This is a genomic window from Kutzneria sp. NPDC052558, assembly GCF_044547355.1.
Lineage (GTDB): Bacteria > Actinomycetota > Actinomycetes > Mycobacteriales > Pseudonocardiaceae > Kutzneria.
Window position 1 is genome coordinate 329741 of record NZ_JBIUAG010000005.1, and the last position, 12401, is coordinate 342141.

The following is a 12401-nucleotide window of genomic DNA, read 5'->3' on the forward strand; positions in this document are numbered from 1 at the left end:
TTTAATGAATCTGACTGACGCGTCAGTCAGATCCTCGCCGAGTCTGATCCTAGTTGCGGAGGTGGCGGGTGACCGGGGTGCTCCGGCCGGACGTGCACGCGGGCAAGGTGGCGGTGGTCAGCGGCGGCGGCACCGGCCTGGGCCGGGCGACCGCGCTGGACCTGGCCGCCGGCGGGGCGCGGGTGGTGATCTGCGGCCGGCGGCCCGAGCCGCTCGACTCGGTGCGCGAGGAGATCGTGCGGGCCGGCGGGCAGTGCCTGGTCAAGGTGGCCGACATCCGCGAGGACGTCACCCCGGTGGTCGACGCCGCGATCGAGGCGTACGGCCGGATCGACGTGCTGGTCAACAACGCCGGCGGCCAGTTCGCCGCCCCGGCCGAGGACATCAGCGCCGGCGGCTGGCGGGCGGTGCACCGGCTCGCGGTCGACGCCACCTGGACCATGACCCGCGAGGTCGCGGTCCGGTCGATGATCCCCCGCCGCGAAGGCGTGATCGTCTTCATCGCCTTCTCGCCCCGCCGCGGCATCCCGGGCATGGTGCACGCCAGCGCCGCCCGCGCCGCGCTGGAGAACCTGGCCTCGGGCCTGGCGCTGGAGTGGAGCCGGTACGGCATCCGCTCGCTGTGCGTCGCGCCCGGCACCATCGCCACCGAGGCGCTGGACGAGAACTACACCGAGGCCGACCGGCGGAAATGGGCCCAGGCCGTGCCGCTGGGCCGGCTCGGCACACCCGAGGACGTCTCCGGTCTGATCTCGTTCCTCGTCTCCCCTGGCGGGGCCTACGTCACGGGCACCACGATCGTGGTCGACGGCGGCGCCGACGCCTGGGGCGCCGGATACCCCGCACCGGAGGTGGCGTCCCCGTGAGGAACCTGGACACCCTGTTCACCCCGCGCTCGGTGGCGATTCTCGGCGCCAGCAACGACGAGACCAAGTACGGCAACTGGATCAGCGTGCAGGCGCTGCGGATGGGCGAGCGCCGGCCGCTCTACCTGGTCAACCGGCGCGGCGAGCCGGTGCTGGGCCGGCCCACCTTCAAGCGGCTGGCCGACCTGCCCGAGCCGGTCGACCTGGTGGTGATCACCGTGCCGGCCAGGGGTTTCGACGAGGCGGTGGACGACGCGCTGGCCGCCGGGGCCACCGCCATCGTGGCCATCACCTCGGGCTTCGCCGAGCTCGGGGCCGAGGGCCGGGCCACGCAGACCGCGGTGGCGCAACGGATCCGCGCCGCCGGGGCGGTGCTGCTCGGCCCCAACTGCCTGGGCGTGCTGGACACCACCAGCGACCTGTTCCTGGTGTCCAATCCGCTGCCGTGCGGGCCGGTCGGGCTGGTCTCGCAGAGCGGCAACATGGCGTTGGAGCTGAGCAAGTTCCTGGCCGACCGCGGCCTGGGGTTCTCCCGCTTCGCCTCCCTGGGCAACCAGGCCGACCTCGGCGCGGCCGACCTGATCCGGGCCTACGCCCACCACCCGGGCACGGAGGTGATCGCCGCCTACTGCGAGGACTTCCAGGACGGCCGGGACTTCGTCGCCGCCGCGGGGGAGGCCGTCGCCGCGGGCAAACCCGTTGTGCTGCTGACGGTCGGCCGCAGCGCGGCCTCCAACCGGGCCGCGATGTCCCACACCGGCGCGTTGACCAGCGACAACGACGTGATCGACGCCGCCTGTCGGGCCGCGGGCGTGGACCGGGTGCACAGCCCCCGGGAGATGGCCGACCTGGTCGCCGCCCTGCATCGGCACGGCTCGAAACCGGCCCGCCGGGTGGCGGTGATCGCCGACGGCGGCGGGCACGCGTCCACGGCCAGCGACATCGCCGACGCGAACGGCTTGGCCGTCAACGAGTTCCGGCCGTCGCTGGTGGCGGCGCTGAAGGCGGAGCTGCCGCCGTCGGCCGGCGTGGCCAACCCGGTGGACCTGGCCGGGGCCGGCGAGCAGGACATCACCTCGTTCGGCCGGGTGATCGACCTGGCGCTGGCCGATCCCGACATCGACTCGGTGCTGGTCACCGGCTACTTCGGCGGCTACGGCGACTACGGCCCTGAGCTGGCCGCCCGCGAGATCGCCACCGCCACCGTGATGGCCGAACACGTGCACCGGCACGGCAAACCCCTGGCCCTGCACACGATGTGCTCGGACAGCGCGGCCGCCGACGAGTTGCGCCGCAACGGCATCGGCGTGTTCCGCGTGGTCGACGATGCCGCCCGCACCCTGGGCATGCTGGCCGACCACGCCGAGCATCGGCCGGCGGCGAAGGAGCTCCCACCGCCGGCGGCGCCCATCGAGGCCGCGGACTATTGGGCGGCAAGGGAATTGCTCAAGGCCGGTGGCATCGGCTTCCCGGACGCCCGGCTCACCACCGACGTTCTCACGGCGGCGGAGGAGATCGGCTACCCGGTGGTGCTGAAGGCCACGGGGCTGCTGCACAAGTCCGATGCCGGTGGTGTCGCGATTGGACTGTCCACTCCGGACGAACTGCGGGTCGCGCACAACGACATGACCCACCGGCTGGGAGTCACCGAGTACTGCGTGGAGCAGATGGCCGGCGGGGGAGTGGAGCTCATCGTCGGGACCCGTCGGGATTCCCGGTTCGGCCCGGTGCTGATGGTCGGTCTGGGCGGCGTGTTCGCCGAGGTCCTCAAGGACGTGGCGTTCGCGCTGGCCCCGGTCACGCCGGCCGAGGCGGAAACCCTGCTGCGAGGCCTGAAGGCGGCCCCGCTGCTGCACGGAGCCCGCGGCCGTGAACCGGTCGACCTGGCCGCGGCGGCCCGAGCGGTGGCGGCGATCGGCGAGATCGGCGCGGCCCATCCCGAGATCGCCGAACTCGAAGTCAACCCGCTGCTGGCGACGCCGGGCGGCTGCCTCGGCCTGGACGCCAGGATCGTGCTCGCCCAGAACTGAAGGAGAAGGACCGTGGAGTTCGCCTACACCCCGAGGCTGGCCGAGCTGAAGCAGCGCGCCGCCGACCTGACCGCCAAGATCATGCAGCACGAGGACGCGTGCGAGGCCGCCAACGGCCTGACCCCGGCGGCCCTGGACGCGATCCGGCAGGACGTGCTGGCCAGCGGCCTCCAGGCGATCAACATGCCGGAGGAGTGGGGCGGCGCGGGCCTGTCCATCCTGGAGCAGGTGGTGGTGCAGGACGAGCTGGGCAAGCTCACCAACGCCTTGTGGGACACGGTGTGGCGGCCAGCCAACTGCCTGCGGGCCTGCACACCGCGGCAGCGGGAGCGCTACCTGGCGCCGGACATCCTGGGGCAGCGCCGGGACGCGGTGGCCATCACCGAGCCGGGCGCGGGGTCCGACCCGGCCGGCATCGAGACCACCGCCACCCCGGACGGCGACGGCTACCGCATCAACGGCGAGAAGTGGTTCGTCACCGTCGGCGACGCCGCCGACTTCCTCATCGTGCTGGCCCTGGTCGACCAGCAGCCGACGTTGTTCCTGGTGGACAAGGACCTGCCCGGGGTTTCGGTCAAGCGCACCCCCCGCTACACCCACACCTTCGTCTACGAGCACCCGGAATTCCTGTTCGAGGACGTGAAGGTCGGCGCGGACGCGGTGCTCGGCGGCATCGGCAACGGTTACGAGCTGACCCGCGACTGGTTCACCGAGGAACGGCTGATGATCGGCGCGCGCACCATCGGCGCGGCCGAGCGGGCGCTGACGCTGGCCGTGGAGTGGGCCGCGCAGCGGATCCAGGGCGGGCAGCCGCTGATCGAGCGGCAGCTGATCCAGGGCATGATCGCCGACTCGGTCGTGGACATCACCACCAACCGGGCCCTGACCCACCAGGTGGCCTGGGAGTTCGACCAGCCCGGCAGCAACCGGAAGCTGTTGCACGCCAAGGCGGCCACCGTGAAGCTGGCCGCGTCCGAGGCCTCCAACCGGGTCGCCGACCGGGCGGTGCAGATCTTCGGCGGCCGCGGCTACATCCGCGACTACCCGGTCGAGCGGCTGTGGCGGGAGCTGCGGGTGGACCGGATCTGGGAGGGCACCTCGGAGATCCAGCGGCTGGTGATCGCCAACGAGGTGACCAAGCGCGGGCTGTCGAGCCTGCTGTCCTTCGCCGACGCCCGGTGATCGGCGACGTCGAGGTCTCCCGGCACGGCGACGTCGCCGTGCTGACCCTGCGCCGTGAGGCCAAGCTCAACGCCCTGTCCACGCACCTGGAGTCGCGGCTGTTGGAGGCCGTGCGCTCGGTCAGGGACAGCCGGGCGGTCGTGATCACCGGCGGCGACAGGGTGTTCTCCGCCGGGGCTGACACGTCCGAGCTGACGGAGATGACCCCGGAGGCCATCGCCGAGTACTACCGGGAGAGCGGCGCGGTGTACGAGGCGGTGGCGGCGCTGCCGCAACCCACGATCGCCGCCATCGCCGGCTACTGCCTGGGCGGCGGCTTCGAACTCGCGCTGGCCGCCGACCTGCGGGTGGCCGACGAGACGGCGGTGTTCGGCCTGCCGGAGGTGGGCATGGGCATCCTGCCCAGCTCGGGCGGCGTGACCAGGCTGGTCCGCGCGGTCGGCCCGGCCCGCACCCGGGACCTGGTGCTGCGTTGCCGTCGGATGTCCGTGACGGAGGCACATTCCTGGGGACTGGTCACCGAGACCACGCCGGCCGGCAGTCATCTGTCCACGGCGCTGGAGATCGCCGGCGAGCTGGCGGCCCAGCCGCCGCTGGCCGTCTCGGTGGCAAAACAGGTGATCACAGCGGCGACCGACGCGTCCCGGGAAACCGCGCTATTGCTCGAACAACTCGCGTACGCCACCCTCAACCGCATCGGCTGAGCGGGGCGTCCGCGAAAAACTGGGGGACGCACGCCTTCCGCGGCTTTGGCGAGGAGAGATGGCATGGCGGCCAATCCACCCACCCTGACCGAGTCCCAGTCCCACCAGCCCCGGCGGCCGCTGGGCATCGAGTCGCGGTCCATCGACTACGTGCCCATAGCCGAGCGGCACGGCAAGGTGTGGCACCTGTTCCCGGTGTGGTTCGCCGGGGACGCCCACCTGGCCACCATCGCCACCGGCATCATCGGCGTCACCCTGGGCGGCAACCTGGTCTGGACCGCGATCGCGGTCGTGCTTGGCAACGCCTTCGGCACCTTCTTCATGGCCTTCCACTCCACCCAGGGGCCGCAGCTGGGCCTGCCGCAGATGGTGCAGTCGCGGCCCCAGTTCGGCTTCATGGGCGCGTTGTTGGTGTGGGTGGTCGCGCTGGTGACCTACGTCGGGTACACCGGCTTCAACCAGATCCTGGTCGGCAGCACCATGAAACACCTGGTGAACCTGCCGGCCCCGGTCAGCTACATCGGCTACGCGGTGATCGGCGTGGTGCTGGCCGTGGTGGGCTACGACTTCATCCACAAGGCCTCGCGCTGGCTGACGTACCTGATGGTGGTGCTGCTGGTGGTGTTCACCATCGGGCTGGCGGTCGTGCACCCGTTCAGCGCCGAGCAGTTCGACCTCGGACAGTTCGCGCTGGCCCCGTTCCTGGTGCAGTTCTTCACCGCCGCCGTCTACCAGCTGTCGTGGTCGATCTACGTCTCCGACTACTCCCGCTACCTGCCGCGCGACGTCGGCGTGCGGGCCTCGTTCTGGTGGACCTATCTCGGGGCCGGTGTCGGCGGGGCGTGGATGATGCTGGTCGGCACCGCCGCCGCGGGCCTGTTCCCCAAGGCCGACACCGTGAACGCGGTGCTGTCGGCCGGGGACGAGGTGTTCCCGGGCTTCGGCCTGACGCTGCTGCTGGGATCGGTGCTGCCGCTGATCACCATCGGCACCCTCAACTTCTACGGCGGCAGCCTGACCCTGCTGTCCTGTGTGGACTCGGTCAAGCGGTTCCGGCCCACCACGGCGAAGCGGGTGTACGCGCTGGTGGTGGTCGGGGTGCTCTCCACCGCGATCGCCTTCTCCTCCAACGACACCTTCCTGGAGGACTTCGAGCACTTCCTGGCCGTGCTCGGCTACCTGTTCACGCCGTGGACGGCGATCAACCTGGTCGACTTCTACGTGGTGCGGCGCGGCCACTACTCGATCCGCGAGATCTTCAACCCGCGCGGCATCTACGGCCGCTGGAGCTGGCGCGGCCTGGTCGCCTACGGTGTCGGCTTCGCCGTCATGATGCCGTTCGCGGTGGTCGGGGACCTGGAGGGGCCGGTGGCGCGAATGCTCGGCGGGGCCGATATCTCCATGCCGATCGGGCTGCTCGTGGCTGCCGGTCTGTACCTGGTGCTGTGCCGTTCGCTGGATCTCACCGCGGAACGGGAACGGGTCGCGATCGCCGACGCGGGACTGGATCCGGACGCCTGAAATCCACATCGGACTGTCCCTCGAAGGAGTGAAATCCGCCGATTCGCAACGCATTTGGCCGCCACATGCGTGCGAGTCGGCGTTTTTTCTGCTTACCGTGCTTGCGGATTGAAGTCCCGCACGGAAGGGCAGGAAATGAACAAGGGACAGCTGATCGAGATGCTCGGCCTGCGACTGGGCATGGACAAGAAGATGGCGGCCCAGGCCGTCGACGGCATGTTCGACATCATCGTCCGCAACGTCGACAAGGGCGAGAATGTCATGCTCACGGGCTTCGGTGTGTTCGAGAAACGGGCCAGGGCGGCGCGCACGGCCCGCAATCCCCGGACCGGGCAGCAGTTGCGGCTCAAGCGCACGAACGTGCCGAGCTTCCGGGCCGGCACGCTGTTCAAGGAAGTGGTCGACGGTTCCCGCAAGCTCGGCCGTGCCCCGGCGGCGATGCCGGCGGCCACGCCGGCCGCGAAACCGGCGGCCAGGGCCACGCGCGCCGCGGCCTCGACCCGGGCGGCGGCGGGGAAGCGGACAACGACCACGCGGGCGGCGGCGAAGGCCCCGGCCAGGACGACTCGGCCGGCCGCGAAGGCCACCGCCGCGAAGCGCACTGCCGCGAAGGCCCCGGCCAAGGCCGCGGCGGCGACTCGCACGACCGCCGCCAAGACCACCGCGAAGGCAACTCGCCCGGCGGCAAAGGCGACTGCGGCAAAGGCGACCGCGGCAAAGACCGCGAAGGCGACTCGCCCGGCGTCGGGAAAGACGGCCAAGGCGACCCGGCCGGCGGCGGTTAAGGCAACCGCTAAGGCGACCCGGCCGGCCACCAAGAAGGTGGCAACGGTCAAGAAGGCGGCGACCGCGAAGAAGGCGAAGCCCGCCGCCAAGAGGAGCGCCAAGAAGTGACCGGACGGCGGCGGGGCCGGTCGACCAGGGCCGATCGGCCCCGCCGCCGATTTCCGTGAACGCTCCCGACGTCCACTTGCGAACGTCAACTTGCAGTTTTGCCCCGGTGTACTGTGACCGCCCGTGGCGAGGTGTTTCCCGGCGGCTGCGCAGCGTTATGATCCCTCGGATGTTCCTACCGCCCGGCGAACGCGTTAGGCCAAGTGCTTCCGCCTCGAATCCGTCGAACCTTAAGGTGAACGGCGCCACTGACAGGAAGCCGATGGGGTGTTGAACCTGTGACGATGGGTCCCGGCACGCGCCGTCCCCGCCCGACCTGGTGGCGTCGGCGTGTCTGGCACAGACTCGCGATCATCGGACTGGCGTTCTCTTTACCCCTGGTGACCTCGACGTACCTGCTGATGGTCAACAACGGCCAGCGCATCGAGTTCAGCCAGAACGAGCTGCGCGGCCTGGACTATCTGCGCCCGCTGGAGGCGCTGCTGCTTGACGTGACCTCGGACCGCACGCTTGACCACCTGTCGGCCGCCGGGCAGGCCAGCACCGAGCAGGTGCACGCCGCCCAGATGCGCGTGGACAACGACTTCGCCGCGCTGACCGAGGTCGACGGCCGCGTCGGCGTCGAGTTGCAGACCACCGGCGCGCACCTCAACGCCAGCGTCCTGCCGGCCACGCTGACCCGGAACTGGCACACCTGGGAGGCCGGCCGGCACGATCCGGGAACCGACGACGCCTTCCATTCCCTGATGGTCAGCAATATCAAGACGCTGATCTCCTACGTGGGCGTCACCTCGAACCTGGTGCTCGACCCGGAACTGAGCCCGTATCACATCGCCGACGCGCTGGCCGTGCGCACGCCGGCGATCGTCGACCACACCCGGTCGCTCGGCGACACCGTGGACAGGCTGCTGGCCGACGACCACAGCCGGATCACGCTGGCCGACCGGACCGGCGTCGCGGCCACGGTGGCCTCGATGACCGCCGACGCCGACGGGTTGCAGGAGGACCTGTTCACCACGTTCCAGGACGGCGGCGGCAGCCCGCAGGCCCGGGCCGTGCAGAACGCGCTGGGCCCGCTGCTGACCACGACCTACCTGAACGTGGCCAATCTCGGCACGATGGTCACCCGGGACTTCGTGCAGGCCAACCAGATCGCGCTGGCCCAGCCGACCCTGCGCGCCGCCGTCGACCAGGCGCTGGGCGCGGTGTCGGCGCTGTCCACGGGCTTGTCCCAGCGCGAAGCCGTGATCCTCCAGTCCCGCATCGACATGGACTCGCTGAACCGCGAGCTGACCCTGGCCGCGGTGCTGGCCGTGCTCGCGGTGACCGTGCTGCTGACCGTCTGGCAGTCGCGCCGCATCACCACCGATGTCGGCACGGTCTCCCGGGTCGCGGCCTCGCTGGCCGGCGGCGACCTGAACGGCCGGGCGCGGGTGCGCAGCCGGGACGAGATCGGCGTGATGGCCACGGCCTTCAACGAGATGGCCGAGAGGCTGCAACACATGGTGGAGGTGCAACAGCGGGCCGAGCGGACGCTGCGTTCCGAGCGCGACTTCGTGGACGCGGTGCTGGACACCGCCGGCAGCCTGGTGCTGGTCGCCGACAGTTCCGGACGCATCGTCCGGTTCAACCGGGCGTGCGAGCTGACCACGGGATACGCCGCCGCCGATGTGGCCGGGCAGCTGTGCTGGGAGCTGTTCCTGCTGCCCGAGGACCGGCCATGCATCCAGGCCCAGTTCGACAATCTGATCGCCTCGGACTTCCCCAGCGACTTCGAGTGCCCGTGGCTGACCAAGTCCGGCGAGCAGCGGCGGATCTCCTGGTCCAACACCGCGCTGGTGGACGAGCACGGCAACGTCACGCACGTGATCGCCACCGGCCTCGACGTGACCGCCCAGCGGGACGCCGAGGCCGCGCTGCGCGAGGCCAAGGAGCGGTTCCAGAAGGCCTTCGACCACGCCTCCATCGGCATGTGCCTTGTCGACGCCGAGTCCCGGTTCACGCAGGTCAACCGGGCCCTGTGTGAGATGCTGGACCGTTCCGAGCAGGAGCTGCTGGCGCTGCGGGTCTGCGACGTGACCCACCCCGACGACCTGTCGGCCAGCCTGGCCGCGGTGGTCGAGGCGACCGACGGCTACAGCGCGCCGCACCGGCTGGAGAAGCGCTACCTGCGGCCCGACGGCCGGGTGGTGTGGGCCTGGGTGACCGTCTCCACCGTGTACTCGGAGGACGGCCAGTCGCCGTACTTCGTCACGCAGGTCGAGGACGTGACCGAGCGGCGGGAGGCCGAGGCCCGGCTGGTCCGGCAGGCCCTGCACGACCCGCTGACCGGGCTGCCCAACCGGACCCTGCTGATGGACCGGCTGCGCCAGGTGCTGGCCCGCGCCGACCGGCATCCCGAGCTGACCGCCGTGCTGTTCATCGACCTGGACGGCTTCAAGGACGTCAACGACAGCCTCGGGCACGACGTCGGCGACGAGGTGCTGCGCGAGATCGGCCGCCGGTTGCAGGCCAACATCCGTCCGCTGGACACGGTGGCCCGGCTCGGCGGCGACGAGTTCGTGGTGCTGTGCCAGGACCTGGCCGGCGAGCAGAACGTCGTGGAGATCTCCGAGCGGCTGGCCGGCGTGCTGTCCGAGCCGGTGGCCATCGGCACCTTCGAGGTCGTGGTCACGGCCAGCGTCGGCATCGCCCTGGCCAACGGCAGCGCGCCGACGCCGGAGGACCTGCTGCGCGACGCCGACGCCGCGATGTACGGGGCCAAGACCCGCGGCAAGAACCGGTGCGAGATCTTCGACGCCGGCCTGCAGGCCCGGGCCGTGGACCGGGTGGCGATCGCCTCGGCGCTGCGCCAGGGCCTGCGCGACGACCGCTTCGTGCTGCACTTCCAGCCGGTCATCGACATCGGCACCGGGGCCACGGTGGCGGTGGAGTCATTGGTGCGCCTGGACGATCCCGACCGCGGGCTCCTCGCGCCGGACACCTTCATCCAGGTCGCCGAGGACAGCGGTCTGATCGTGCCGATCGGCACCTCCGTGCTGGAGCAGGCCTGCCGCGAGCTGACCCGGTGGCGGGACAGCGGCGCGGCCCCGGCCGGGCTGCGGACGGCGGTGAACCTGTCGGCCCGGCAGGTCAACCGACCCGACCTGGCCGCCACGGTGGAGCGGGCGCTGGCCGACGCCGACCTGGAGCCGGCCGGCCTGACCCTGGAGCTGACCGAGACCGTGCTGATGGAGGCCGACGCCTCGACGCTGCGGCAGTTGCAGCGGATCCGCGAGCTGGGCGTGGAGATGGGCATCGACGACTTCGGCACCGGCTACTCCTCGCTGACCTATCTCAAGCGGTTCCCGGTCAGCTTCGTCAAGATCGACCGCTCCTTCGTCGCCGGCCTGGTCACCGACCCGTCCGACCGGGAGATCGTCACCGCGGTGATCCGGCTCGGGCAGGCGCTGGGGCTGACCACCATCGCCGAGGGCGTGGAGGAGCTGGCCCAGTTCGAGCTGCTCCGCGACCTGGGCTGCGACCAGGCCCAGGGCTACCTGCTGGGGCGGCCCAAGGCCGGCCCGCCCGGGTCGACGGCCATCGTGCTGACCGCGGCGCCGGTGTCGTGACCCTCTCGCGGCGGGACCTGCTGCGCGCCGGGGCGCTGCTGGGCCTCGGCGCGGTCGCGGCCGGCTGCTCCACCGACCGGGACACCCGCGCGGTCAGCGCCGCCGCGCTCGGGCCCAGCAAGCACGGCGGCGTGCTGCGGGTGGGCATCGCCGGCGGCAGCACGGCCGACGGGCTGGACCCGCACCACCCGCCGACCTATCCGGACCAGGCCCGGGTGTCCAACCTGTACGAGCCGCTGTTCGCACACGACGTCTCCTACACCGTGCAGCCGGTGCTGGCCGAGTCGATCGAGGCGACCGACCACGGCAGCACCTGGACGCTGCGGCTGCGCGAGGGCGTGGAGTTCCACAACGGCAAGCGCCTCGACGTGGACGACGTGGTCTTCTCGTTCCGGCGCATCGTCGACACCAAGGCCAACGGGGCCCCGGCGCTGGGGATCATCGACTTCGCCGGTGTGCGCAAGCTGGACGCGCGGACCCTGCGGATCCCGCTCACCTCGCCGTACGCGCTGTTCCAGGACGAGCTGGCCGAGTACTACAACACGATCGTGCCGGTCGGCTTCGACCCGGCCAACCCGGTGGGCACCGGGCCGTTCCGGTTCGGCACGTTCACGCCCGGCGACCGCAGCTCCTTCCCCCGCTTCACCAGCTACTGGCGCGGCGACCAGCCGTACGTGGACGAGCTGACGATCATCGACTTCGCCGACTCCGAGGCCCAGCTGGAGGCGCTGCTGGCCGGCGAGGTCGAGGCCATCGACAACCTGCCGGCCGAGCGGGTCGCCACCGTGAAGGCGGCCGGGGCCAACGTGCTGGTGTCCGAGACCGGCAACTGGACGCCGTTCACCATGCGGGTCGACACCGCGCCGCTGGCCGATCCCCGGGTGCGCCAGGCCTTGCGGCTGGTCGTGGACCGGGAGGAGATGATCAGCCAGGCCTGGAACGGGCAGGGCCGCGTCGGCAACGACCTCTACGCGCCCTTCGACGTCAGCTACGCCAAGCAGCTCCCGCAACGGGAACAGGATCTGGCCCAGGCCCGGTCCCTGCTGCGCGGCGCCGGGCAGGCCGACCTCCAGATCGAGCTCGTCACCTCCGGGGCCGTCGGCGACGGCGCGGTGGCCGCCGCGCAGCTGTTCGCCCAGCAGGCCAAGGGGGCCGGGGTCGACGTGCGGGTGCGGACCGTGGACAGCGGCACCTTCTACGGCAAGCAGTACCTGGGCTGGTCCTTCGCCCAGGACTACTGGTTCACCCGCGGCTACCTGCCGCAGGCGGCGCAGGGTTCGCTGCCCAACGCGCCGTACAACGAATGCCACTGGAACGACCCCACCTTCAACTCCCTGATCTGCAGCGCCCGGGCCGAGCTGGACACCGCCCGCCGCACCCGGCTGCTCCAGGACGCGCAGCAGCTGGAGTACGACCACGGCGGCTACATCGTGTGGGGCTTCAAGAACCAGGTCGACGCCTACAGCAGCAAGGTCACGGGTTTCGTGCCGGACCGCGGCCTGCCGCTGTCGTCCTTCCAGTTCCGCACCATCTCCTTCGTCTGACGCCCGTGGACGAGGCGCGGCGGACGGCGTTCTGACTTTGGTGAATTGG

8 protein-coding genes are annotated in these 12401 nt (G+C 71.1%); all 8 read left to right on the forward strand.

Annotation, left to right across the window (positions count from 1 at the left end; translation table 11 throughout):
• The first annotated feature begins 68 nt into the window (after nt 1–68).
• The 8 genes from ACIG5F_RS12380 (at nt 69) to ACIG5F_RS12415 (ending at nt 12352) form a co-directional block, all read left to right on the forward strand.
• Nucleotides 69–866: an SDR family oxidoreductase gene (locus ACIG5F_RS12380; protein ID WP_396517697.1), complete on the forward strand. Its 798-nt coding sequence runs from the start codon at nt 69–71 to the stop codon at nt 864–866.
• Nucleotides 863–2896, forward strand: a complete 2034-nt coding sequence (locus ACIG5F_RS12385; RefSeq protein ID WP_396517698.1) for an acetate--CoA ligase family protein — start codon at nt 863–865, stop codon at nt 2894–2896. Before ACIG5F_RS12380 ends, ACIG5F_RS12385 begins: the two co-directional genes overlap by 4 nt.
• 12 nt (nt 2897–2908) lie before the next feature.
• Nucleotides 2909–4078, forward strand: a complete 1170-nt coding sequence (locus tag ACIG5F_RS12390) for an acyl-CoA dehydrogenase family protein (protein WP_396517699.1) — start codon at nt 2909–2911, stop codon at nt 4076–4078.
• A complete protein-coding gene (locus ACIG5F_RS12395; RefSeq protein WP_396517700.1) occupies nt 4075–4782 on the forward strand; it encodes an enoyl-CoA hydratase/isomerase family protein in 708 nt (235 codons plus the stop codon). Before ACIG5F_RS12390 ends, ACIG5F_RS12395 begins: the two co-directional genes overlap by 4 nt.
• Nucleotides 4783–4845: 63 nt before the next feature.
• Complete coding sequence (locus ACIG5F_RS12400) at nt 4846–6303, forward strand: purine-cytosine permease family protein (protein WP_396517701.1); 1458 nt, start codon at nt 4846–4848, stop codon at nt 6301–6303.
• 135 nt (nt 6304–6438) lie between these two features.
• Nucleotides 6439–7197, forward strand: coding sequence for an HU family DNA-binding protein (locus ACIG5F_RS12405; RefSeq protein ID WP_396517702.1), 759 nt, complete (start codon nt 6439–6441; stop codon nt 7195–7197).
• A gap of 380 nt (nt 7198–7577) precedes the next feature.
• Nucleotides 7578–10808, forward strand: a complete 3231-nt coding sequence (locus ACIG5F_RS12410; protein ID WP_396517703.1) for an EAL domain-containing protein — start codon at nt 7578–7580, stop codon at nt 10806–10808.
• Complete coding sequence (locus ACIG5F_RS12415; RefSeq protein WP_396517704.1) at nt 10805–12352, forward strand: ABC transporter substrate-binding protein; 1548 nt, start codon at nt 10805–10807, stop codon at nt 12350–12352. Before ACIG5F_RS12410 ends, ACIG5F_RS12415 begins: the two co-directional genes overlap by 4 nt.
• Nucleotides 12353–12401: the final 49 nt, after the last annotated feature.

Bases quoted from the DNA above. Each gene is read 5' to 3' on its own strand.
- ACIG5F_RS12400 (WP_396517701.1), top strand. From the start codon at position 4,846: ATGGCGGCCAATCCACCCACCCTGACCGAGTCCCAGTCCCACCAGCCC.
- ACIG5F_RS12405 (WP_396517702.1), top strand. From the start codon at position 6,439: ATGAACAAGGGACAGCTGATCGAGATGCTCGGCCTGCGACTGGGCATG.